General features: G+C 54.9%; 21 protein-coding genes, 1 tRNA gene and 1 pseudogene. 13 read left to right on the top strand and 10 right to left on the bottom strand.

From position 1 onward, the window contains the following. Positions 1-143: 143 nt before the first annotated feature. The gene (locus tag JMJ16_RS39915; RefSeq protein ID WP_201390539.1) at positions 144-377 is read right to left on the bottom strand and encodes a hypothetical protein; all 234 of its coding nucleotides are present in this window, start codon (positions 375-377) and stop codon (positions 144-146) included. 31 nt (positions 378-408) lie between these two features. Next, positions 409-696, bottom strand: coding sequence for a hypothetical protein (locus JMJ16_RS39910; protein WP_201390537.1), 288 nt, complete (start codon positions 694-696; stop codon positions 409-411). Positions 697-1,097: 401 nt separating this feature from the next. Here JMJ16_RS39910 and JMJ16_RS39905 point away from each other — a divergent pair, with 401 nt between their 5' ends. After that, the gene (locus tag JMJ16_RS39905) at positions 1,098-2,072 is read left to right on the top strand and encodes an NAD(P)-dependent oxidoreductase (RefSeq protein ID WP_201390535.1); all 975 of its coding nucleotides are present in this window, start codon (positions 1,098-1,100) and stop codon (positions 2,070-2,072) included. A 38-nt stretch (positions 2,073-2,110) separates the two neighbouring features. Here the strand turns inward: JMJ16_RS39905 and JMJ16_RS39900 are convergent, their stop codons facing one another. Both JMJ16_RS39900 and JMJ16_RS39895 read right to left on the bottom strand, forming a co-directional pair. Then, entirely contained in the window at positions 2,111-2,395 is a 285-nt protein-coding gene (locus tag JMJ16_RS39900) for a hypothetical protein (RefSeq protein ID WP_201390533.1), read from the bottom strand. A gap of 17 nt (positions 2,396-2,412) precedes the next feature. Next, positions 2,413-3,561, bottom strand: a complete 1,149-nt coding sequence (locus tag JMJ16_RS39895) for a radical SAM protein (RefSeq protein WP_201390531.1) — start codon at positions 3,559-3,561, stop codon at positions 2,413-2,415. A 287-nt stretch (positions 3,562-3,848) separates the two neighbouring features. On the opposite strand from JMJ16_RS39895, the gene JMJ16_RS55010 reads away from it, so the two are divergent. The 6 genes from JMJ16_RS55010 (at position 3,849) to JMJ16_RS39860 (ending at position 9,854) form a co-directional block, all read left to right on the top strand. Then, a complete protein-coding gene (locus JMJ16_RS55010; protein ID WP_236601904.1) occupies positions 3,849-4,742 on the top strand; it encodes a DUF6585 family protein in 894 nt (297 codons plus the stop codon). Positions 4,743-4,864: 122 nt separating this feature from the next. Beyond that, a complete protein-coding gene (gene gcvT / locus JMJ16_RS39880) occupies positions 4,865-5,989 on the top strand; it encodes a glycine cleavage system aminomethyltransferase GcvT (RefSeq protein WP_201390525.1) in 1,125 nt (374 codons plus the stop codon). A 100-nt stretch (positions 5,990-6,089) separates the two neighbouring features. Beyond that, on the top strand, positions 6,090-6,485 hold the full coding sequence (gcvH, locus tag JMJ16_RS39875; RefSeq protein ID WP_201382146.1) for a glycine cleavage system protein GcvH: 396 nt from the start codon (positions 6,090-6,092) through the stop codon (positions 6,483-6,485). Between the two features lie 288 nt (positions 6,486-6,773). Beyond that, positions 6,774-8,126 (top strand): aminomethyl-transferring glycine dehydrogenase subunit GcvPA, encoded by a 1,353-nt coding sequence (gene gcvPA, locus JMJ16_RS39870; protein ID WP_201390522.1) that lies wholly within the window; start codon positions 6,774-6,776, stop codon positions 8,124-8,126. Beyond that, the gene (gene gcvPB / locus JMJ16_RS39865) at positions 8,123-9,613 is read left to right on the top strand and encodes an aminomethyl-transferring glycine dehydrogenase subunit GcvPB (RefSeq protein WP_201390520.1); all 1,491 of its coding nucleotides are present in this window, start codon (positions 8,123-8,125) and stop codon (positions 9,611-9,613) included. Before gcvPA ends, gcvPB begins: the two co-directional genes overlap by 4 nt. Before the next feature lie 85 nt (positions 9,614-9,698). After that, positions 9,699-9,854 (top strand): hypothetical protein, encoded by a 156-nt coding sequence (locus tag JMJ16_RS39860; protein ID WP_201390518.1) that lies wholly within the window; start codon positions 9,699-9,701, stop codon positions 9,852-9,854. Between the two features lie 110 nt (positions 9,855-9,964). On the opposite strand, the gene JMJ16_RS39855 is transcribed toward JMJ16_RS39860, so the two are convergent. Next, positions 9,965-10,543, bottom strand: a complete 579-nt coding sequence (locus tag JMJ16_RS39855; protein WP_201390516.1) for a putative RNA methyltransferase — start codon at positions 10,541-10,543, stop codon at positions 9,965-9,967. A 224-nt stretch (positions 10,544-10,767) separates the two neighbouring features. Next, positions 10,768-10,962: a hypothetical protein gene (locus tag JMJ16_RS39850; protein WP_201390514.1), complete on the bottom strand. Its 195-nt coding sequence runs from the start codon at positions 10,960-10,962 to the stop codon at positions 10,768-10,770. A 307-nt stretch (positions 10,963-11,269) separates the two neighbouring features. Between JMJ16_RS39850 and JMJ16_RS57530 the strand changes: the two are divergent. From JMJ16_RS57530 to JMJ16_RS39820, 6 genes and pseudogenes are all read left to right on the top strand, one after another. Next, positions 11,270-11,569 (top strand): annotated as a pseudogene (locus JMJ16_RS57530) (FAD-dependent oxidoreductase); the annotation flags it as partial. Between the two features lie 119 nt (positions 11,570-11,688). Then, positions 11,689-12,531, top strand: coding sequence for an FAD-dependent oxidoreductase (locus JMJ16_RS39840; protein WP_201390512.1), 843 nt, complete (start codon positions 11,689-11,691; stop codon positions 12,529-12,531). A 448-nt stretch (positions 12,532-12,979) separates the two neighbouring features. After that, positions 12,980-13,056, top strand: a tRNA-Pro gene (locus JMJ16_RS39835). A 552-nt stretch (positions 13,057-13,608) separates the two neighbouring features. Further along, positions 13,609-14,154, top strand: a complete 546-nt coding sequence (locus tag JMJ16_RS39830; protein WP_201390510.1) for an HNH endonuclease — start codon at positions 13,609-13,611, stop codon at positions 14,152-14,154. A 398-nt stretch (positions 14,155-14,552) separates the two neighbouring features. Further along, positions 14,553-15,044 (top strand): hypothetical protein, encoded by a 492-nt coding sequence (locus tag JMJ16_RS39825; protein ID WP_201390508.1) that lies wholly within the window; start codon positions 14,553-14,555, stop codon positions 15,042-15,044. Beyond that, complete coding sequence (locus JMJ16_RS39820; protein ID WP_201390506.1) at positions 14,963-16,033, top strand: DUF3536 domain-containing protein; 1,071 nt, start codon at positions 14,963-14,965, stop codon at positions 16,031-16,033. The genes JMJ16_RS39825 and JMJ16_RS39820 overlap by 82 nt, the downstream gene beginning before the upstream one ends. 168 nt (positions 16,034-16,201) lie before the next feature. Here JMJ16_RS39820 and JMJ16_RS39815 read toward each other — a convergent pair whose 3' ends face one another. The 4 genes from JMJ16_RS39815 to ffh all read right to left on the bottom strand — a co-directional run bounded on the left by JMJ16_RS39815 (position 16,202) and on the right by ffh (position 22,557). Then, on the bottom strand, positions 16,202-16,924 hold the full coding sequence (locus JMJ16_RS39815; RefSeq protein ID WP_307813328.1) for a DUF6585 family protein: 723 nt from the start codon (positions 16,922-16,924) through the stop codon (positions 16,202-16,204). 556 nt (positions 16,925-17,480) lie between these two features. Further along, positions 17,481-18,548 (bottom strand): DUF6585 family protein, encoded by a 1,068-nt coding sequence (locus JMJ16_RS39810; protein WP_201390502.1) that lies wholly within the window; start codon positions 18,546-18,548, stop codon positions 17,481-17,483. Positions 18,549-18,949: 401 nt separating this feature from the next. Then, positions 18,950-20,677: a L,D-transpeptidase family protein gene (locus JMJ16_RS39805; RefSeq protein ID WP_236601903.1), complete on the bottom strand. Its 1,728-nt coding sequence runs from the start codon at positions 20,675-20,677 to the stop codon at positions 18,950-18,952. A gap of 362 nt (positions 20,678-21,039) precedes the next feature. After that, the gene (ffh, locus tag JMJ16_RS39800; protein ID WP_374229156.1) at positions 21,040-22,557 is read right to left on the bottom strand and encodes a signal recognition particle protein; all 1,518 of its coding nucleotides are present in this window, start codon (positions 22,555-22,557) and stop codon (positions 21,040-21,042) included. Positions 22,558-22,905: the final 348 nt, after the last annotated feature.

The raw sequence follows: 22,905 nt of genomic DNA, 5'->3' as shown, positions 1-22,905 counted from the left end.
GCTTGTACTCCTTTCCTAACACCGTATGGGTTCGCACTGCCCAATTTTGGCCCGTTAAGGGCGGAATACTCTGCCTAAAAATACTATACACCGCCCCTTGTAAAAATAGATACCGATATGTAGGTATTTTATATGTAAAATACCTACATATCGGTATCTGCGGACTTCTCGCCACTGCGTGGCTCGCGGGGTAATAGGGGTGTGGCGGCGGTGCGGCGGAGCCGCACCGCCGCCACACCCCTATTACCCTGGTGTAAAAAGAGAGTGGGACGGATCACGAGGGTCCTGGTCAAGTGTAAAAAGAGAGTGGGACGGATCACGAGGGTCCTGGTCAAGTGTAAAAAGAGAGTGGCGTGGATGCCGACGCATGTCGGCATCCACGCCACTCTCTTTTTACACCTAATATTTTTAGAGGCGTTGTTTGGGCTTTTTGTGGATGAAGGGGGAGGTTTTCTCCTCGGTGCCACGGATTTCGGAGACGCCGGTCTCCTGATTGTACTCAACCTCGGTCACCTGCTCGCGGCGGATGGCATTGATGGGCTTCATGCCTGTGGGAGGAGGAGTGGTGCGTGGGCCGGGCCGTGAGGAGGGCCATTCCGGAAAAACAACCTTCACCTCGCCGGAGAGGGCGGTATTGTCCGTGGGTGCCTGGATAGGCAGGGTTTTCTTAGTATCAGTAGCTTTTGGTTTCTGCATGTGTCTTCCCTCTGAAAACATTTCTTAACATTGATAGGTCAATGTGATAAGGTCAGTAAGATTTTACTGTAAGATGTGTGAACATACAAGTTAGAAGAACTATAGATTACACGCAGATGTCTTCTACACCTGTGACACATCGAAATACTAGTACTTTTAGAAGTTTCGGTATGGGTGTGTGATATTTGCTCGTTGCGTAATGGGAATGAGCAAATCTTCTTTTCTATTGTACAATGCTCAATCTAGTAGTGCTATGTATTGTTTTTTGGTGTGACTTCTCGCGCCTGCGGCGCGAGGAAAGTAAAGATGGTATGGTACAGGTTGGCAGCCGTAGGCTGCCAACCTGTACCATACCATCTTTACCCATTTTTATAAGTGATGGAAGTGAGGAGGATAATTTTATGCGTGTGTTGGTGACGGGGGCGACGGGGTTGCTGGGGGGACACCTGGTGAAGGCGTTGCGGGAGAGGGATGAGTGGGTGCGAGCACTGGTACTTCCGGCTGAGGATGCGCGTTCATTGGAGGAGCTGGGAGTTGAGGTAGTGCGTGGGGATATTACGGAGGCTGGTGCGCTGGTGGAGGCTGTGCGAGGGAGCGAGTTGGTCTTTCATCTGGCGGGGATGATGGGGGTCTGGCGCCCCCTGGCAGAGTACCGACGCGTGAATGTTGAGGGGACGCGGAATCTCTACAAGGTAGCTATGGAGGCAGGAGTGAGGCGGTTTGTGCATACCAGTTCGCATACGGTGTATGGGCTGGGATATGGGCGATTTCTGACGGAGGATGAGCCACTGCGGCCCGATAACGATCCCTATAGCTTGAGCAAGGCGGAGGGGGATAGACTGGTGCGCCGCCTGATGCTCACAAGCCCGATGGAGACAATAATTATTCGGCCGGGAACATTCTTTGGGCCGGGCGATAAGCTGCATTTTGCGCGCATGGCGGAGAAGTTGAGGCGGGGGCGCGGCATCATTCTGGGGCACGGCGATAATCATCTCCCCTTTTGTTACGTTGACGATATCGTGCAGGGCTATCTTCTGGCGGGATATCATCCCCAGGCGCCAGGGAACGTCTACAACATTACGAATGATCTGCCGCTGACACAGCTTGAGATGTTTAATGAGATCGCAGACGCCGTGGGGGGAGAGCGCCCCAGGCTGCACCTGCCTTACCAGCCGATCCGCCTGGGGGCGATCTGCGCGGAGAAGTTGGTGGCGCGTATGACGCGGACCCGGCCCCTGGTTACGGAGTTGGGGGCTTTGATGTTTGGTAGTGATAATAAGCATAGTATTGAGAAGGCACACCGCGAGCTGGGCTACGCCCCCCAGGTGGGGCTGCGCGAGGGGATTCAGCTTGCGGCGCAGTGGTTCAATGGGTAGCCAGGAGTCCATGCAAGCATGGACCCTACAGCAGTGGTTTAGTCGGGAGGGAATTTAGGAGGGCCGGCGTTTTGGAGGCCAAAGCGTTGGATGGTGCGGGCCAGCCAGGTGGCGACGGGTCCCTGGTCGGCGCGCTGGCTGGATTGGAGGAGGAAGCTGGCGGTTGGGGGGTGTGAGGGTTGTTGCTGGCTGTGTTTGATGTGCGCCAGTTCAGCGTAGTGTTGCGCGGCCCAGTAGAGGTTGATACGGCAGGCGCGGCAGTTTTTGGCGCTCTCTTCATTGCTTTCGCCACATTGAGGGCAGATGAACATGGGATTGGACATGGTGAGGTAGCTCCTTTTTATGATGGTTGGCTGGCTGTTTTAGCCTGGGTAGCGCGGGGGCGCAAGGTGATCAGCGATTGGGCGCTCTCGCGGGCGACTGAGAGCGCGACGCGGCTGACAGTGGGTATATGACAGAGCATGTTGGTGTAGGCCGCGTTGGCGAGGGGACAGTAGCACTCACCGGCCTTGATGCTGCGTCGCAGTTCGGCGGCGCGGGGAGTGCTCCAGACGCTTTGGAAGTTATAGTCGTGCTCGCGCAGGTTGCCCATGGGTTCGGCGCGGATACAGCAGGTCCAGACGTCACCATTGGGAGCGATCTGGGCGGAGGCGACGCCCGCGACGCAGGGGATTACCTGGCGCTGCTCGGCGAGGGTGCGTTTAACGAGATCATAATAGCGATCCCGGAAGGCCTGGGTGATACGTGAGACGCCGCTGGCCTCGGATTGGCGTATCCCCTGCTGCAAGCGTTCAATAACGGCCTGGTATTTGGGTAGAGGAGGAGTGATGCCCATGCCGACGGTATCCAGCTCGACTCGCTCCTCGGCGATCTCGCTGATGAAGGAATCTGGGCGCAGCTCCTCGCGCACGTAGGCATAGATCTGCTCAAATTCGTCGACATTAAAGTTTGAGATGACGGTATGTACTCCTACGGTCAGGTTTTTGTAGCGCGCTTTGAGGGCCTTGAGGCCGGCATAGGTCTTGAGAGCTCGGGCGAAGTTGCCTTTGACACCACGCACGCGATCATGCTTCTCGCCAATGCCATCCAGGGAGAGGTTGATAATGATTTCTGAGCCGGGCGCGGCTTGCAGGACCTGCTCGATGCGCGCAGGGATGATGGCGTCCTGGATGCCGTTGGTGGGGATATTGATGATGCCAGGTCGACAGTGCCGGTAAGCGGAGGCGATGATCTGGGGGAGGTCTCGACGCAAGGTAGGTTCGCCCCCGCTGAAGGTGAACCAGTAGGCGGCGCGGCCAATTGAGGCGAAGGTGCGTTCGTATTCTTCTAGCGTGAAGTCGTCGTTGGGACGCTGCCAGACGTTACAGGTTTTGCAGCGCGAGTTGCAGCGATAGCTGACGCTGATGGTGAGGTTGAGTGGGAGGGCCAGTGGTTGGCCTGTGGCGTATGAGGCTTGTATTTTGGCGATTTTTGGTAATATTTCGAGCATGTGTTTCCCTTTCCCTTCTTTCCACGTTGTTGCCTGCGGCGGCAGAAAAAAATTACTCGGGGGCTTCGCCCCCGCACCCCCATGGTCTCCCAGAGTAGGCTTCTTCTTGTTAAGACGGATAACTGTATGCAATTACGTTTGGTATGGTACCAGAGGATATTTTTGGTATTTTTGTAGCTGAGGGTAAATTTGCGCGATTTTTGCTGCCGGATTCCATTCTAAATGATGTAAATAGATGTTACGATATAAGGGATAATAGCAAGCGAGATAGCAAAGGGTGTGTATTTATGGTTCAACAATCCCGATATAGCGATGCTGGCCAGAATGGGGGTCCATATCTTGGGGCGCTGCGTGCGACGTATCGCCACGTTATGCTGTTGAAGACAATGTTGACGCTGATTATTTGTGTGGTTGCGCTGGGGCTAATACTAGAGGCTGTACGTTTGTTAAAAATTCATATGCTGACGGTAGGGATAGCGGGATTCTTCGGGGTGATTTTGCTGATCGTTTTTGGCTTCTGCCTGGCATTGTTTCTGCGCTATCGGCATGAGGCGGTGCGAGTCTATGAGCAGGGGCTGGTGGCGACGAATCGCGAGGGGTGGGTGGCGCTGCGCTGGGATGAGATTGAGTATATCTGGCATAAGGTGGATCTGCAGACGCCTGATCCAGATTTTGAGATTGATACGAACCGCCTGGCATATATCGCGTATGATAATCCACATGCAACGTCGTGGAGTAACCTGGATTATGTGACCCATACCGAGGCGACCAAGGGATCGAGCATTCTGAAGCATTCGTATGTTGTGCGTTCATATCGAGGAGTTTCACTGAACATTCCACAGCATTATCTACGCTGGTCGAAGCTGTGTGACACGATTGATCACGAGGCCACGCGCTACCAGTATTCGCTGGCGCAGACGCTACTACAACAGGGGAGGCCGGTCTCCTTTGGTCCACTCCTGCTCAGTCGAGATGGTATTTACTATGGGCAGGATCTCTTGCCCTGGCAGCTCTTCGGTGCTCTCTCTGTGGATGAGCGCTGGGGACTGATTACGATTACGGTGAAGGGGTATGCGCGGCCATGGGCCTGGCTGCTGGTGGCGCGCGTCCCCAATATCGCGCTCCTGCAAGGCTTGCTGGTCATAGTACAGCAGAAGTTTGCGCGCGGGCCGCTGAGATAGCGTGTTATTGTCGCCATAGCGAAATTTTGCTATAGTGGACAGCGGAAGCTTTGCGCGTCTGGTATTTTTATTAGATAGCGAGAGTAATCGATCCTCTAGAGCGCATGCATGGGAGTTTTTGTATGACCACACAAGACAGCGCCGTCCCTAGTTTAAAAAGGACCCCGCTTTATGAACAGCACCGGGCTCTGGGTGCCCGCCTGGTGGAGTTCGGTGGCTGGGATATGCCTGTACAGTATAGCGGCATTATCGAGGAGCACCGGGCCGTTCGCACGAAGGCGGGTCTCTTTGATGTGAGCCACATGGGTGAGTTTAAGGTCGAGGGAAGCGATGCCCTGGCCTTTCTGCAATATCTTGTGCCCAATGATGTCTCACGCCTGGCAGTTGGGCAGGCATTATATACGCAACTCTGCCGACCAGATGGCACGACGATTGATGATTTGCTGATCTATCACCTGGCGGAAGAGCAGTATATGCTTGTCGTCAACGCCGCTAATATCGATAAAGATTATGCCTGGATCGAGAGTCACGCGCAGAAGTTTGCCAACGTCACCCTCTCTAATCAGTCGGATACGACCGCACTGATCGCCCTGCAAGGCCCACTGGCGATGAGTATTCTGCAACCGCTGGCGGACGTCAAGCTGGACGAGATCAAGTATTATCACTTCGCGCCAGGCCAGGTCGCAGGCATTCGTTGCCTGATCTCACGCACCGGCTACACGGGCGAGGATGGCTTTGAGCTGTACTGCCCCTCCGTTGACGCGGCCAGGCTCTGGCAGACCCTGCTTGAAGCGGGCAAGCCACAGGGGGTGCTGCCAGCAGGCCTGGGAGCGCGCGACACGCTGCGCCTGGAGGCGGCCTACTGCCTCTATGGGCATGAGCTGGACGATGAGACCAATCCGCTTGAGGCCGGCCTGGGCTGGACTGTCAAGCTAAAAAAGAGCGCGGAGTTTATTGGGCAAAGCGCCCTCCAGCAGGCGAAGGAGCAGGGGCTGAAGAAGCGCCTGGTGGGGATTGAACTGCTGGAACGTGGCGTGCCACGCGGCGGCTACGCCATTTACGATGGCGAGCAGCGCATTGGCGTTCTTACCAGCGGCTCGCATGGGCCAACGGTGCAGAAGAGCATTGGCCTGGGCTTTGTGGACCTGGAGCATACGAAAGTGGGGACACACGTGCAGATTGAGATTCGCGGGAAACGCGTCGCCGCGCAGGTGGTGGCTCTTCCCTTTTATAAGCGCGGGGAATAGAATTAGTTGTGGGCTTTTAGTCCATGCAAGCATGGACCCTACAATTTCCGTGAAGTGGGGAATAGAACAAACAGAGATACATTGAAGGAGAAGATAGACGATGGCTAGCCTTAACCATCCTGCTAACCTGAAATATACGAAGACCGATGAGTGGGTCCTTGTAGAGGGGGACCAGGCGACAATTGGTATTACGGACTATGCTCAGGATCAGCTGGGTGACATTGTGTATATCGAGCTGCCCTGGGATGGCGGCCAGACGCTTGGTAGCGAAGAGAAGTTCGGCGATATCGAGTCGGTCAAGGCGACCTCCGAGCTTGTGGCACCGCTCAGCGGCGAGGTGGTTTCCGCCAACCAAGAGTTGAAGGAGCGCCCAGAGCTGATCAACGATAACCCTTATGATGAGGGGTGGATGCTGAAGATCAAGCTTGCCAATACCGCGGAGCTGGACCAGTTGATGACTGCCGAGCAGTATTTGCAATACCTCGAAGGTAGATAGATAACAAGAGAGAAAAAGCCGCTGGGATGGGCGTTGCCCATTCCAGCGGCTTTTTTCTTGATCGCTAATGAAGAAGGGCTATGTCCACTTATCCTTTTTGGCTATTCCGTTCATCAATGCGATATAATAGGTTGTCTGCATTGACCACTTCATCCCATTATAATAGATCAATTTTTAGTACTTTATGCGGGTCTCTGTGTACTCCCCAGGGGAGATGGCAGGAGGCCTGCCGATTATGGTTTGCAGAAGACCAAAGCCTTTATAATCTCCAGGGAGATGTTTAAATCCATGAGTTATGTGCCTAATACACCGGAAGAGCAGCAGGCCATGCTGGAAAGCATGGGCCTCTCTTCGATTGAAGACCTGCTGACTCCCGTTCCTGAAAATGTGCGCCTGGATCGCCCGCTTGATCTGCCGCAGGCGCTTGCAGAGCCAGATCTGCGGCGCGTGGTGACGCGGATGGCGGCGCGCAATAAGAGCCTCGACACCACCATTTCGTTCCTGGGTGCGGGAACCTATGACCGGGCTATCCCCAGCGTGGTGCCGCACCTGCAACGCCGCTCGGAGTTCGTCACGTCCTACACACCCTATCAACCGGAAGTGAGCCAGGGCATCCTGCAGGCGACGTACGAGTTCCAGACCATGGTCTGCCAGATCACCGGCATGGATATCGCCAACGCCTCGCTCTATGATGGCGCGACAGCCATGATTGAGGCGGTCTTCGTGGCTCTTGGCCCCGGTGGGCGTGGTGAGGTCGTCATATCGACCGGCGTTGATCCCCAGTATCGCCGGGTGTTGCAGACCTATGCCTTCGCGCGCGGCTTTACGGTACGTGAGGTTCCAACTCAGGATGGCGTCACCTCCCTTGACGAGCTGGACGCGGCAGTGACGTCCTCGACCTCGGCGGTCATCATTCAGCAGCCGAACTTCTTTGGCTGTGTTGAGGACGCGCACGCAATCGAGGCCATCGCGCACAAGGGCAAGGGTCTCTTTATTACGACCATTACCGAGCCGGCCTCGCTGGGTATCCTGGCAACTCCTGGAGAATACAACGCCGATATCGCCGTGGGCGAGCTGATGAGCTTTGGTAATCCCATGAGCTATGGCGCGCCGGCCCTGGGCTTTATGGCCTCCAAGCAGAAGTTTATGCGCCTGCTTCCTGGTCGCCTGGTTGGGCAGACGGTGGAAGAGGGTGGTCATAAGCAGACCGGCTATGTGCTTACCCTGCAGACGCGTGAGCAGCATATTCGCCGCGAGCGTGCTACCTCCAATATCTGCACCAATCAGTCGCTGCTGGCGATTGGCGCGACAATCTATATGGCCGCGATTGGCAAGCAGGGCTTCCGCGAACTGGGCGAGCTATGCCTGCGCAAGGCGCATTATGCCTTCCGTCAGATCACCTCGGTATCCGGCTTTGAGCCTGTCTTCCATAATCCATTTTATGATGAATTTGTCATCAAGTCCCCCATTCCGGTTGCGAAATTGCAGCAGAAACTGGCCCAGGCCGACATCATTGGCGGCTATGCCCTGGAAGAACACTATCCCGAGTTGAAGGATTGTCTGCTCTTCTGCGTCACAGAGACCCGTACCCGGCAGGAAATCGACACCCTGGTGTCTGTGTTGAAGGAGGTGCAGGCATGAGCGTTGAGACATTAATCTTTGAGAAGGGCGCGCCAGGACGCCGTGCCGCGAATATGCCTGCGTTCGACATCCCCATGGAGTCGCTGGATGAGCTTCTGCCCGCGGACATGCGGCGCAAGGAAGAGGCTCCCCTGCCCGAAGTAAGCGAGATCGAGGTCGTCCGCCATTATACGCATCTCTCGCAGCGCAACTTTGGCGTCGATAGCGGCTTCTACCCGCTCGGCTCCTGCACCATGAAGTATAATCCCAAGATCAATGAGGACATGGCGGGTCTGCCGGGCTTCGCGCATATTCACCCCTTGCAGCCCGATGAGACAGTACAGGGCGCGATTCAGGTTGTGTATGAACTGGAACGCTACCTGGCGGAGATCTCGGGCATGATCCGCGTCACCTTGCAGCCTTCGGCGGGCGCACATGGCGAGCTGACCGGCCTGATGCTCATCAAGGCCTATCACCAGAGCCGGGGCGAGGGAGAGCGCAACCTGGTCCTGATCCCAGATAACGCGCATGGCACCAATCCCGCCAGCGCGACCCTGGCTGATTACAAGGTCGTCGAGGTCAAGACCAATCCCGAGACGGGCGGCGTGGACCTGGAGCACCTGCATAAGCTCTTGCAGCAGCATGGCAAGAACGTCGCCGCCATCATGCTGACCAACCCCAACACGCTGGGCCTCTTTGACTCCAACATTCTGGAGGTCGCGCGCCAGATTCACGAGGTTGGCGGTCAGCTCTATTATGATGGCGCTAACGCCAATGCCGTCATGGGCATCACGCGCCCAGGCGACATGGGCTTTGACGTCGTGCACTTCAACCTGCACAAGACATGCAGCACTCCGCATGGCGGTGGCGGTCCAGGTGCCGGTCCCATCGGGGTCAAGGGACATCTCGTGCCCTTCCTGCCGGGTCCCCTGCCCATGAAGAATGAGGACGGCAGCTACTCCTGGGAGGATGCTGGCCCCAAGTCCATTGGCAAGGTACGTGCCAATCTGGGTAACTTCGGTGTCCTGGTGCGCGCATACACCTACATTCGCTACAATGGTCCCGATGGCCTGCGCCATGTCTCGGAGAGCGCCATTCTCAACGCCAACTATGTGAAGCATGGCCTCTCAGAGGATTATGAAATCGCCTACCCGCTCATCTGCCAGCACGAGTTTGTGGCCACGGCCCGCAAGCAGAAGCAAGAGGCCGGTGTGACCGCGACGGATGTCGCCAAGCGCCTACTCGACTTCGGCATGTACGCCCCCACAACCTACTTCCCACTGATCGTCCCCGAGGCTCTCATGATCGAGCCGACCGAGACCGAGACGCGCGAGACGCTGGACAGCTTTATCGCTGTCATGAAGCAGATCGCGGAAGAGACGCGCACAGAGCCAGAGGTTGTGAAGACCGCACCACATACCACGGTGATTGGGCGCCTGGACCAGGCCCTGGCCGCGCGCAAGCCGAACCTGCGCTGGATGCCCGGGCAAGAGATTACACACTCATAAAAAATATCGGAAACGTTGATGCGCCGCGTCAGCGGCGCATCAACGTTTCCGATATTTTTTATGAGTACTTTTGGAGGAGGAGGCAGTGGAATTGGATGTCGCAGGGGCGGGAGTCGATGGTGGAGAGGTGGTGCTCGATGGTTTCGGTCATGTGCCAGTAGTTGGGGGTCATGCGGACGAGCTGGCGCAGGGAGTCTTGATCGAGGGTGAGCTGATAGGCAAGCTCGCGCTGTTCCAGTAGGGTGAAGTCGGCGGCGAATTGTTCCAGGATGTGTTGTTGCTTCTGTTCCTCGATATTGAGCAGGCCGAGTTCGGCGCGTACCTGGGAGAGGTGATGAGGGCCAGGGATGACTATAAGCAGGAGGCCATTGGGAGTGAGGACGCGGGCGTATTCGGGGCATTGCGTGGAGCGAAGATATTGAGCATAACCTGAATGCTGGCGTCGGCGAGAACGAGGCGCTCCCACAGGCTGGCGACGATAAATTGGGCATCTGGGTATGACTTGGCGGCCATGCGGATGGCCTCTTTGGAGAGATCGAGTCCGAGGGCGCAGAGGGGCTGACTAGAAATGGTGGGTGGTAACTGGTGTAGGATGGAGCCTAAGTAGTAACCGTTTCCGCAGCCGGCATCGAGAATAGTTAGAGGAGAGGTCTGCTCTACCGACCTCTTGTGGAGGTGGGCCGCCAGCAGGTCTGTTAGTATCTGTGCCAGTGGAGCATAGTAGTCCCGCTCCAGGAAGGCCCGCCTCGCCTTTAGCATCTCCTTTGTATCTCCCCCACTTGTCTGCTTGCGTAGAAGTGAGACATAGCCCTCACGCGCGATATCGAAGGCGTGGGCGTGCTCGCAGCGGAGGGTTTTCTCCTCGGCGTGGAGTGGGTCGCCACAGATTGGGCAGGTGAGTAGGGCCAGGGCGCAGGTATGGATGGGCAAGTGGGTTCCTCCTGAATAGTGCGTGGGACGACGCTGCTAAAGGCACGCGTCTTCATATAATGGTACCATAGCAGCCAGCGCGGCGGGGCGCTACGTTGCTGATGCACGCGCTTACATATGATTGGCTCAAGACTTCCACGCGACGCTGTAGGCTTTAGGGTGCGCCTTTATTTTCCTTTCTGCAAGGCCCCGACATAGTGGAAGCCACTGTACTCTTCTAAGATTTATTTGGTACGGCGTGCTTGGTCGAGCAGAGCCAATCCAAAGAGAATAGCGGCAATACCAATTATGAGATAGACAACTCTTCTCTCAAAAAAAGCAAAAGCAATAAACCATGCCAGGCTTGTCAGAAAACATACCATAGCTGAAACATAAGGATTTTTGAAGAACTGCCGCAAGGTTTGGACCAGGCTTGGCATAAGAATCGCCTTCCTTTCACAAACTATAGTCAGTCTTGATCATTTTTGAGGTTACCTAAAGCTATGAACGCCTGTGCTGTGGCAAAATCAAACAAGACGGGCTAAGTGAATAAGTATAGTAACACAAGGAAATTCGTGTCAAAAAGCATTTTTTGTTCTTCATGAGAAATATCTCTCCATTATCGAAGTGGTCCCATGATTATGTATCGGAAAAGGCCAGCAGAGATCGGGTATGTTAGAATAGGGCAGGGTAGGGTAGGCTGGGTGCATATGTTGAGATTATTTTATATCCGGGAGAGAAGAAGGTATGGAATACGCGGTCCTTGGCGGCGGGGCGCTGGGTTTGATGGCGGCGTACCGCCTGGTGGAGGCGGGACATACGGTAATGCTCTTTGAGAAGGAGCCGATGGCGGGTGGCCTGGCGGCGGGCTTTCGCGTTGGCGAGGCGTGGCTGGATAAGTTCTATCACCATATCTTTCGTTCGGACACCACGGCCATTCGGGCCATAGAAGAGCTGGGGCTGGGTGAGCGGCTGGAGTGGCAGCGCCCGCGCACGGTGAGCCTGATCGACGGGAAGCTTGAGCAGCTGGATTCGCCCTTGACGCTGCTGAGATTTAAGCCCTGGCGGGTGGATGAGCGCCTGCGCGTCGGCGCGGTCCTGGCCTTTTTGAAGGTTGCGCCTCCCGCGTGGTTTGAGGGGAAGACGGCCACGATCTGGTTGCGTAAATGGATGGGAAGCGTCCCTACGAGGTTCTCTTCGAGCCACTGTTTAGCGGGAAGTTTGGCGAGCTACGCGACGAGATCGCCCTGCCCTGGATCTGGGCGCGCCTGCATGATCGCACGACGCAACTGGGGTATTTACGCGGTGGCTTCCAGTTGCTCTATGAGCGCCTGGTCGAGCGCATTCAAGAGCACGGGGGAAAGTTGCTCTTTGGCACCACCGTGGAAGAGGTGCGGCGCGAGGGGGAGCGCTGGCAGGTACACACCGACCAGGGGAACTGGGAGTTTGACGAGGTGATCTCGACGCTGCCGACACGCCTGACCTGTCGCCTGGTTCCAGAGTTACCTGAAGATTACCGGCGTCAGTATGACTGGGGACAGGCCTATGGCGCGCACTGCCTTATTCTGGGTCTGGACCGGCCTCTGACCAATAGCTACTGGATCAACATTTGTGATCCGGGCTATCCCTTCATGGCCCTGGTCGAGCATACCAATTATCGCGCACCCGAGGAGTATGGCGGGCGACACCTGATCTACCTGGGGAATTATCGCCCCATGAATGATGCCCTCTTTACGCAGAGCAAAGAAGAGGTGTTACAGGAATTTCTGCCGCATGTAAAGCGGATTCAGCCTGATTTTGATCTCAGCTGGGTCACGGAGAGCTGGATGTTCCACGCGCCCTTCGCGCAGCCGATCGTCACCGTCGATTACCGTGAGCATATTCCGCCGCTGCAAACGCCGCTGGCGGGGCTGTGGATAGCAAACATGTTCCAGGTCTATCCCCATGACCGGGGGCAGAACTACTCGCTTGAGCTGGCCGAGCGTTTGATAAAACAAGTCTTAAAGTAAGAAACCTGGGTTTGCAGGAAAGACCCCATGCTGCTCTTGCGCCATGTTCATGGGGTCCTCATGCGTTTACAGGGATGGCTCTTCAGAGATCATCGTTCGACGGCCTGTTAGTGCTCTACCTCTTTATGGGCGCGGCGGGCGTTCAAGGGAGCGAGGGGAGGCATTGGCTATGACACGGCCTCTCAAGCCAGGATCAATTTAATCGATATATACTAAACACGGGCATTTCCTCTTGTCAAATAGCAAGAGGTATGCTATACTAACCCATGAGCAGTATTACAACCTCACCCATCCGAGTGATTGGGAAGAAAAGGGGAACTGCCGGTTTCGTAGGGTAGAACTTCGTAGTCGGATAGAGGTATTCGTCTAGTGGTCGAGCCTGGAAATTGAGTAGGATTGCTCAGTACGGATAAGTGCGGTGCGATAAAGCATTTGCATGGAAGACTTTCGGGGTGTGGCGCAGTCGGCTAGCGCGCAGCGTTCGGGACGCTGAGGTCGGAGGTTCAAGTCCTCTCACCCCGACCAGGTAAGGCACATACTCTTCCCCCTGTTTTCAAGGGGAGTGAAGGAACTATCGATGAATTGGATCGATGTTACAAAAGACATTCCTTCAGCCGTAAGAGTATGTGCCTCTTTTTTTGCAGGCATGCCTTCGTATTCGGAAACCAACGTCGCTCTCGCGACTAGTGCTTCCCCCATTCGGGACAAGCGCGCTCAGGTTTCCGGGTAGGCACTAAGGAGTTTTCTTAGCATGTGGGTTTACAGGTTGCGTACAACGCTCACTCCATCTCAGGATGGCCCAGTGAGCTTTATAAGCCCTCCCTCCTCTTCACTGAATATGTTGCGCGGGCAACATAGACCTGGGGGAACGCACGCAACTGCTCCTGCATGGCCTGGCCTTCCTGGACATGCAAGATTTCTCCACCCTTATCCGCTTAGTCGTCACAGGCGGCAATAGAAGCGTAGGGCCTGGAAGCCAAATTTATTATTCCAATATATTGCTTCCAATAATCCTTGCGCCTCTTCCTCGCTGTCTGTGTTTGTGTCGGCTCTGACAGAGAGGAAAGGATGTCATTCATGCCTGTTCTTGTTTTGAACTCCTCACTACAACCTCTCTCAGTTATTCCCGAACGCCGTCTCATCGTCTTGCTATCCAAGCAGAAAGTCACCTTTGTCGATGAGAACGTCCGGGCTTTGATTGAGGAGAGCATTAGCGCTCGTCGCCTGGATCTTGAACGTCCCGTTATCGTCCAATTGCTGGCGAATGTGCGCGTGCCTCGCATGGCACTCCAACCGACGCGCTCGAACATCCTCCTGCGTGATGACGATACCTGCCAATACTGCGGCAAGCGCACCCGCGAACTGACGCTTGACCACATTCTTCCGCGCTCACGTGGTGGGCAGAGCACCTGGGAGAACCTCGTAGCCTGCTGCCGCGCCTGCAACGGGAAAAAAGGCAGTCGCCTGTTGAAGGATGCCAATATGCACTTGCTGCGCCAGCCCCGCCCGCTCACTACGGAGTACGCCGGCGTCTTCCTGCTGCGCTATCCCAAGCTACGCGCCGCCTATGAAGAGTTCATCACTGGCTTTCATGGTGGTCAGACCAAATTTATGAGCGCGTAGCCTGGTTAGTCTCAATGCGTATAGGCTTATAGAGAGCAAATTTTCTTGTTCTTATCGTTTTCTTGGTAGAGAGAGTGGCCCGACGCTGCTAAAGCAGGCGTCTACATATAATGGTACGAGGGCGCCGCGCTGCTGAAGCAGGCGTCTACATATAATGGACCATATGTAGATGCGTGCTTCAGCAGTGTCGTTGGGCCTTCACATGCAACCGCTGGGGCTCGTCAATACGTATTTAAAGTGAGCAGTGTGACAATCGCTGGCGATGGGCCATATATATTGGTACATTGATTGCCTCATTGCTGACAACTCTGTTACCATTATTGATGAGTAGCCTAGTTGTGTAGTAAGTCCAGGCGTGAGAGTGCTGCTTCTGCTTTGGACAAAATTAAGGTGGTTGCATGATCGAAAAGATACTTTCCAATGAATCTCTATCACGTTCGAAGCTTGGTGAGTCTTACCTCTGTTTACATGGTCATTTTTATCAGCCTCCACGTGAAAATCCTTTTACACATGAAATACCATTAGAAGCCAGTGCCTCTCCCTTTGTCAATTTCAATGAAAAAATCACGGCTGAATGCTATCGCCCCAACGCGGAAGAGGGCAATTTTGCCGCGATCAGCTATGATATGGGCCCTACCCTGGCAGCCTGGCTGGAGATCCATCATCCCGAAGTTTACCAGCAGATCATCGATGCGGATCGCCAGCATATCGCGCGCTACGGTGTAGGCAACGCTATGGCCCAGGCCTATAACCATACCATCCTGCCACTAGCGACGACACGCGACAAGCATACCCAGATTCTCTGGGGTTGCGCGACTTCGAGCAGCGCTATGGGCACGAAGCCCATGGCATGTGGCTGGCGGAGACGGCGATTGACCTGGAATGCCTAGATATCCTCGCCCAGTATGGCGTCACATACACAGTGCTGGCTCCCTGGCAGGCGGCCACGCCTGTTGATCCGACGGAGCCATATATTGTGCGCCTGAAAAATGGGCGCTCGATAACGGTCTTTTTCTATAATGGTCCGCTCTCGGGTGGAGTCTCCTTTGACTCATCCATGACGAGCAACGCCGATGTCTTCGCGGGCTCATACCTGACCGGAAACCTGGTACGGGAGAAGCTAGATAACGGTGAGCCGCAACTGATTTTGATCGCAACGGATGGAGAGCTGTATGGGCATCACAAACCATGGCGTGATAAGTTCCTCTCCTACCTGATCCAGCATGGCGCACCAGCAGAGGGCTTTGAGATATGTACGCTTGAGCGCTACATGCAGATCCAGCCGGCAACCAAAGAGGTTCAGTTACGTACCCCCAGCGCCTGGAGTTGTGAGCATGGGGTCGCGCGCTGGAGTGGGGGTTGTACCTGCACAGAGGGCGAAAGTAGCTGGAAATCAGTCCTGCGGCGCGCACTCTCGCGCCTGGCAGAGCGTGGTGACCTGCTCTTTGAGCAATATACCGCGGAGGTCTTCCAGGATCCCTGGGCAGCGCGTAATGACTACCTGGCCCTACGCAATGGCTGGGAGAGCGAAGAGAGCTTCTGGAGCCGTCATGGCAAAGGAGGTCAGCGTCCCGAGCAACAGCTGGAGTATCGTGCGCGCTTGCTGCTGGAGGCACAGTACTACCAGCAGTATAGCTTCACCAGTTGCGCCTTCTTCTTTGAGGACCTGGATAGGATTGAGCCACGCAACGCTATCGCCTTCGCGCGTCGCGCCATCAGTCTGACCTGGCAGGCCGTGGATGTCGATCTCCAGTACGACTTCCTGCAAGATCTACTGCCAGCACGTAGCTGGCGCAGCCAGCAGAGTGGTGTTGGCCTCTACAAGGAGCTCCCCGAGGTGGATGCTGGCTTGCTACCGCCTTTTCCTCTTGGAATGTAAAGGATAAGATGTAAGGCGGCAGCCTTACATCTTGACCCGATTAGTCACTGTGGTTTGCAAGCTGATAAGGGCGCTGAGGCGCGAAAAGGGGCTATCTTCGTGGGAAGATATAGCCCCTTTTGTCTGTTGAAGGCTTCTATTGGTCTTGTAAAGCTTTTTTGAGGGGGTCTAGCGGTACTGGGGCTGGGCACTGAGGCCATCGGTTACTAGCTGGAGCAGGATCGGCAGGTTGGAGACCTTGGCAACATCTACCGTGGCCCAGGAGAGCATGCTGCCCTGCTTCTTCACCTGTACAGAGCCATTGACCAGTTTGACGTCCTTGACCTCGGGCCAGGGGAGGAGTTTATCCCTGAAGCCGATGCCCTGCAAGCTCACGCTCAGATCACCAAAGCTGACGGGGACGCCGCTCGCATAGGCCTGGCGGGCCAGGGGCAGGTGGCGGCGAGTCACCTCGTTCATGATGACATCGCCCAGCTCTTTGACCTTTTTCAAGTGGCTGCTAATCACCACCTGGGCACCATCGGGGCTCTTAATGGTATAGGTGTGACGGGTAGAGCCATAGCGTGAAGTGCGCACAATCTTCATCCATACCGCTTCAACACGATCCCAACGGATGACGTTGAGCTGAGAACCGCTAGTATAGATGAAGCCCTCCTGGTAGAGGAAAGCCTTGTGGTTATTGGTCCTGATGGCATTAACGGCATAGATAATGATCAGAATGGGCACGATCCATAAGTAGTAGACAATATAGCCCGCCAGGTAGATGAGATAGTTCAGGATAATATCGAGAACCAGCACCCCGACGGTAATACCCATGGCCACCCAGATGTTGGTTGGTCTGAAGGCACGTACAAAGGGACCTAGAGCATTGATATTCGCCTGCTGGGCAATCTCAACGGGAATCTGCCCCGTAGCGGCCTGAGGGGCAGGGCATTTGCTTGCTGATAGATAGGTTCAGACATATGAGTGCTTCTCCTCAAGAGTACAAATAATGATAGGAACGACATACAGGCCCCGCATAAGAGAAGATACAGGAGTCAATATGCTACCTGTTACGCCAGAAATATACCAGTTATTGTACGCAGTTACTATGAGCTATCTCACAAAAATAGCGAGATTTTCCCATGCGCATGCGGGCATGGGAAACATAGGCGCCACGTTGACGACTTTGCTAGCAAGGTTTCGTCCGAACATCCTCGTGAAGGTCGCCTCTCTTTCATAGGTGCTCGATTTATCGCACACAAGTTAATTTATCGAGCGAATACAGAAAAACGGGCGTCTTTTTTTATCCTGTCGGATGCTCCGGTGAGAAGCGCCTCCAAGCCTGAAAGCCACTCCGAAGAAAAGATGCATCTTCAATTCAAGAAAACCTATCACACCATATCACTGCGATAAATCGCCTCACGCGCGATAAATCGGGCGCCTATGGGGTGGAGGGCGCGGTCGCTCAGGAGTTTGCGTTGAGCAGGATATAGCGAATGACCTCGCGCAACTGCTCCAGGTTGTGTATCTCGCGCAGGGGGAGGGTATACCATTCGCGCGTGTGCTGCTCGCCGTAGCGCGCGATGAGCACCTCCTGGGGGCCAATGCCGATGGCGCCGATCTCTTCCCAGGCGAGGCAGATGGGGTGTGGTAGCTCAAGCTGAATGCCTTGCTGATCTATTCTTAATCTGCCAAAGGAGAGCGGTTGTCCAGCCTTATAGGCCATAACGTGGGGAGCGTGATGCAGGGCATGTTCTTGCCAGGCAAGATCGACGAGGCGACGCAGAATGTCAATATTTGGTAGATTGGCTATTTTGAGACGAACAAGGGGTTCCTGGGATGTGCGTGTATGTACCAGCACGACTTGCTCATCGATGGTTAAAGCTTGAAATTCCGTCCAGGGCAAGAGGCGCTTGAGTGAGCGAATGGCCAGACCCTGGCGGCTGACAGCGATCTCATCGAAGGAGACACTTCCACCAGCCCGATAGGCAGTCATGGCACGCGGCAGCAAGCGACGCGTGATCTCGCTTTCCATAAGCGCGCCCAGGAGATCGATATGCTGTAGCTCATTGGTAAAGGTTAGCAGGGATTCATCGCTGCGGCGGATGGTGTAGCGTCGCTTGCCATGCGCGCGCCCATCGCTCTCCTTCCAGAGACGCTCCAGTTGGTCCCAACGCACGGCCTCGATAGTATCGGCGCTAAAAATAAGTCCCTCGGGACAGAGGTAGACCTGAGGTTGCGTATAAAAATGGGGCGCCAGCAAGACCCAGCCGCCGAAGATAAGCCAGATCAGACCGATCAGCGGAATCAGCAGAGCCTGCCAGAAGGGCCACCAGCCAAAGAACTGCGGGTAGGCCACACCAAAGACCAGGAGGATAAGGCAACCGACGAAGAGGGCGGCGAAGCCGATAAAATGGAAGAAACGAAGCTCCTGGCTCGCCTCAAAGACTTTCTCGGGCGTGCCAAGGCTATAGGCGGTTGCCGCGCCCAGGATATCGAGCGGCACCTGTTTCTGCGAAAGAATCTGGCGCATGTGGGCAGCCTCCAAGGGACAGAAGGGCCAACGTGAGCGTAAGGCGCGTTGGGGCGCCAGGCACCAAGTCACGGTAGGGACCAGCTTTAGCGCGTCCAAAGGCGATTAATCGCCGTGCGGCGCTAGCCAGAAGTGTCACGAAGAAGCATTTCGCCTAGGCTATTACTTACTCGTCATCAAAAACCGGCTTGCGCCGAACTGCCATAAATGGCGTTCGGACGCGCTAAAGCTGGTCCCTACCGAACGCTGGCGCCTTAATATCTACCTATATTAAGCCAACAAAACGCTAGAAAATGCAAGAGAAAAAAAGATGTGGATGTTGGTTTGCCTGGCTTCTGCCAGGCAAACCAACATCCACATCTGACTCAGAAGAGGAAGGTGATTCTCTCAGAGTGGAGAGATTAGTATAGGATGATGCTGGTATTCCAGTCGCTATTATCCATTACCCAGGCGGCCTGGGCGGTTGGCATATTGATGCAGCCGTGAGTACCGTTTCCAGCGCTGCTGTTGCCGGTGGCATCAACATGGGGGAATTGAGTGCCTGGACCGTAGTCGGCGCGCCACCAGGAGTCATGCAGGAAGTAGCCGCCCGCATGATAGCCAATGGCATAGTTGATATGAGTATCATCGTACCAGTACGGTGATCCCTTGGGGAAGGGAGACTTAAATGTAATATTGGTGTCGCGGCTGAGCACCGTCCAGAGACCAGGCAGCGCGGGCAGTTCCTGGCGACCAGCCGTGATGTAGAAAGAGTTGATCAACTGGCCATTGCGGTAGAAGCGGAGGGTCTCTTCAACCATTGAGACCACTACGGCTGTACCTTTTTGTAGTTTGTAGTGATCAAGCAGTTGCAAGTCGGTCTGATGAACCTGGTTGTAGGGAGTCTTGTCTTTGTAGTCGGCCTCCAGCATCTGGTGGTGGAAGATCGCATTCTGAATATCATTCAGGGCGGTCTGATAATCGGCTATTGTCGATGCATTGGCGAGTTCCGCATCCAAGTCGCTACCGATACCTTGATCCATATAGCCGACATTGAGGTAGTAGGCGCCGGAGACCATGTGCGCGTTGCCCCAATTCTTGACCTCATTATGGAACTGCTGGAGCAACTGGCGGGCCTGCGCCATAATCAGATCCTTCTGCATCGCATTCAGATCGTTATCAATCTGCTTGCTAAAGGCCTTGTAGTCGTCGAGCGTTTTGGTCTTCTGCTGGAGATCGCGAGCGGAGGCCAGAAGTTTCTCATAGTTGCTGACGTTGATGCCACTGCTTTTGAGCTGATTGATCTTCGTCTCCAGGTCATCTACCTTGGCCTTAGCGATAATGGGAATATCCTGTTTGAAGTCCGTCGCGGCCTGTTGGTACTGGGTATCGATCTTCTTATCGATTTGCTTGAGATCGTCGGGTTTGGTGGCTTTGGCCATCTCTTTCTGATCGCTGTCATACTGGTTTTTGAGCGTGGTCACGTCTACCTTGCCCGCGGTCATCAGGTCAATTGTGCTCTTGAGCGTGGCGAGTTTGTCGCTGGTCGCAGGCATCATATTCAAGGTCTGGATGGCATTGCCAGTCGCGTCACTCACCACGAGGTAGTCTTTGGGATATTGCGCGCTCTTCATCTTCTCCAGATTTTGGGTGTACACCTGTTGAAGCGTATCAGTGGGGTAGCCCTTAGCGCGTTGTTGAGCTAGCGTAATCTGAAGCTTTTGCAGATTATCCTGAGCCTGGTTATCTGTACGCTCGGTCGTCGTATCGATCACGCCCTGGAGTTGGAGATACAGTTGATCATAGCTATGGGCGGCATTTGTGTAATATGCATCGACCAGTTGCGCATTGAAGGGATTCCAGGGGGCGGAAGAGTTATCCAGGTTCTGCTTCTGGGTGAGAATGGGATGTAGAGTAGTTGAGGGAACACCAATATCCTGAGCATGTTTGAGAAGCTGCGTCAGTTTAGTGAGGCTCTGATCTTTTTCTTGCTGTACGCGTGGGTCCGCACCACATGCGCTGATCAGTGGGAGCAGCGCACTGAGGAGCAGGGTAAGCAGAATCATTTGTGCCAGGCGTTTAGTACGCGCCTGCTTGCGGGCAGATGTGGCCTGGCGAGCCACATGAGAGGGCGGGACGGGTGCTGGCATGTGAGTCATTCCTTTGTGTCGCACTATTGGTTGCATCGGGCATATCCTTGCTTTGAATCAATGCATTGGTATAGGCAGAAAAGGGCAGGGTATATTGGGCTTCATTTAAGCATTTTTATTTACTGATATAGGGTATGGAAGGAGCAAGCTTACATGCTCTGACATAAGAGACGTTGGACATGCAAACTTTTCGCGCGCCCGGTACCTTTGGATATTTCTATCCTTCTATATATTACATCGCAGGATATATAAAAATGCAACGCCGAGCAAGGGAATTTTGTCTCATGCAAAAAAGAGGGCATGTACAGCCCAGGTATATGCCTGGGCTGTACATGCCCTCTTTTTTGCATGAGTGTATGAGTTTAGCGGCCGCGACCGCCGCGAGATTTCTGCTTCTTGCGTTTCTCTTTACGGGCGGCTTTGCCAGTTTTCTTGCCACGTGGCAGACCGGGCATGCCTTGCATATTGGAGAGGCCATCCATACCAGGGAAGCCACCCAGGCCATCGGGGAGGCCGGGCATACCCTGGCCACCGGCACCAGCATACTGGCGCATCATCTGACCCCAGGGTCCTTTACCGGAGGAGACCTGGCGAATCATAGTACGCATCTCAGTAAACTGCTTGAGCAACTGGTTCAGTTCTTCGACCTTGGTGCCACTACCCATGGCGATACGCTTGCGACGGCTGCCATTGATGATGTCGGGATTGCGGCGCTCCTCTTTGGTCATGGAGAGGATCATGGCCTCGACGTACTTCAACTGATCGCCTTCAAGCGCCTCCTCCATCTCAGGCGTGGAGGCCAGCTTATTGAAGCCGGGCAGCATCTCCATGATCTGGCGCAGGGGCCCCATCTTCTTTAAGCGATGCATGGCGGTCAGGAAGTCTTCGAGGTCAAACTTGCCCTGTTGCAGCTTCTGCTGGGATTGCAGAGCCTCTTCTTCGTCGATGGCATCGCGGGCCTGGTCAATCAGGGTGAGCACGTCGCCCATACCCAGGATACGCTGGGCCAGGCGGTCGGGATAGAAGGGCTGAATGGCATCCATCTTCTCGCCCAGGGCCATGAATTTGACCGGCACACTGGTGACGGTACGAATGGAGAGCGCGGCACCACCGCGGGCGTCGCCGTCCATCTTAGTCAGGACCATGCCGGTTAGCGAGACGGCATCGTTAAAGTCCTTCGCGACGCGTACGGCCTCCTGACCAGTCATAGCGTCGGCGACCAGCAGGACCTCGCGTGGGTGCACGCGCTCGCGGATATTGACGACCTCTTGCATCATGCGTTCATCGATGTTCAAGCGACCGGCCGTGTCGAGAATGATCACGTTGCAGGCTTGCTCGCGAGCATAGTCTAATGAATGCACGCAGATATCAACGGGATCAGAGCCCATGGGTTCCGAATAGACCGGGACCTGAATCTGCTTACCGAGCGTCTTGAGCTGATTGACCGCAGCGGGGCGGTACATGTCGGCCGCCACCAGCAGGGGACGTGAGCCGTTCTGTTTGCGCAGGTAGTTAGCCAGTTTGGCCGCCGAGGTGGTTTTACCCGAACCCTGCAAGCCTACGAGCATGATGATGGCGGGATTCCCGTTGGTATCGAGTTTATTGCTTTCGCCAGTACCGCCAAGCACCTCGACCAGTTCATCATGAACAATCGAGAGCACCTGCTGTGCGGGCGAGAGACTTCCCATCACATCTGCGCCGATGGCTTTCTCCTTGACCCGGTCGACGAACTGCCGTGCGACTTTTAAGTTGACATCCGCCTCGATGAGGGCGATGCGAACCTCGCGGAGGGCGGAGTTGACGTCTTCTTCCGTCAGTTTGCCCCGCCCTTCAAGGTTTTGAAAGATGCCCTCGAGGCGTTTGGTTAAGCTTTCAAACATTGCCATATTGTATTACGCGTTCCTCTCTCCGCCGAGCAGATAATGCCTATCTTTAATTGGTGACTATTATATCATGTTTCATCACAGAGGTAAGCACGAAGTTTTTTCGCGCTGCGGTGCTCAGGGTCAGGTGGTATGGGCATATGGCGCGGCGAATACCGCGCCATATGCCCATACCACCTGACCAGGAGTGAGTTTGCGAACCGGGCTAGAAGAGCTTGAGATACTCTCCTGGCTATTTTGCGCCACACACTCATACCACCTGACTACTGGTAAACTTGCGAGCAAGGTGTCCACTATCTTCAGTGTATATTATCGTCACTTTGATGGTTGTCTACAAGGCTTTTG

The organism is Ktedonobacter sp. SOSP1-52 (assembly GCF_016587395.1).
Note: the sequence above shows the minus strand (reverse complement) of the source record. Positions and strands in the feature narration are given on the sequence as shown.

Bases quoted from the DNA above. Each gene is read 5' to 3' on its own strand.
- JMJ16_RS39915 (WP_201390539.1), bottom strand. From the start codon at position 377: ATGCCGACATGCGTCGGCATCCACGCCACTCTCTTTTTACACTTGACC.
- JMJ16_RS39910 (WP_201390537.1), bottom strand. From the start codon at position 696: ATGCAGAAACCAAAAGCTACTGATACTAAGAAAACCCTGCCTATCCAG.
- JMJ16_RS39905 (WP_201390535.1), top strand. From the start codon at position 1,098: ATGCGTGTGTTGGTGACGGGGGCGACGGGGTTGCTGGGGGGACACCTG.
- JMJ16_RS39900 (WP_201390533.1), bottom strand. From the start codon at position 2,395: ATGTCCAATCCCATGTTCATCTGCCCTCAATGTGGCGAAAGCAATGAA.
- JMJ16_RS39895 (WP_201390531.1), bottom strand. From the start codon at position 3,561: ATGCTCGAAATATTACCAAAAATCGCCAAAATACAAGCCTCATACGCC.
- JMJ16_RS55010 (WP_236601904.1), top strand. From the start codon at position 3,849: ATGGTTCAACAATCCCGATATAGCGATGCTGGCCAGAATGGGGGTCCA.
- gcvT (WP_201390525.1), top strand. From the start codon at position 4,865: ATGACCACACAAGACAGCGCCGTCCCTAGTTTAAAAAGGACCCCGCTT.
- gcvH (WP_201382146.1), top strand. From the start codon at position 6,090: ATGGCTAGCCTTAACCATCCTGCTAACCTGAAATATACGAAGACCGAT.
- gcvPA (WP_201390522.1), top strand. From the start codon at position 6,774: ATGAGTTATGTGCCTAATACACCGGAAGAGCAGCAGGCCATGCTGGAA.
- gcvPB (WP_201390520.1), top strand. From the start codon at position 8,123: ATGAGCGTTGAGACATTAATCTTTGAGAAGGGCGCGCCAGGACGCCGT.
- JMJ16_RS39850 (WP_201390514.1), bottom strand. From the start codon at position 10,962: ATGCCAAGCCTGGTCCAAACCTTGCGGCAGTTCTTCAAAAATCCTTAT.
- JMJ16_RS39840 (WP_201390512.1), top strand. From the start codon at position 11,689: ATGGATGGGAAGCGTCCCTACGAGGTTCTCTTCGAGCCACTGTTTAGC.
- JMJ16_RS39830 (WP_201390510.1), top strand. From the start codon at position 13,609: ATGCCTGTTCTTGTTTTGAACTCCTCACTACAACCTCTCTCAGTTATT.
- JMJ16_RS39825 (WP_201390508.1), top strand. From the start codon at position 14,553: ATGATCGAAAAGATACTTTCCAATGAATCTCTATCACGTTCGAAGCTT.
- JMJ16_RS39810 (WP_201390502.1), bottom strand. From the start codon at position 18,548: ATGCGCCAGATTCTTTCGCAGAAACAGGTGCCGCTCGATATCCTGGGC.
- JMJ16_RS39805 (WP_236601903.1), bottom strand. From the start codon at position 20,677: ATGCCAGCACCCGTCCCGCCCTCTCATGTGGCTCGCCAGGCCACATCT.
- ffh (WP_374229156.1), bottom strand. From the start codon at position 22,557: ATGTTTGAAAGCTTAACCAAACGCCTCGAGGGCATCTTTCAAAACCTT.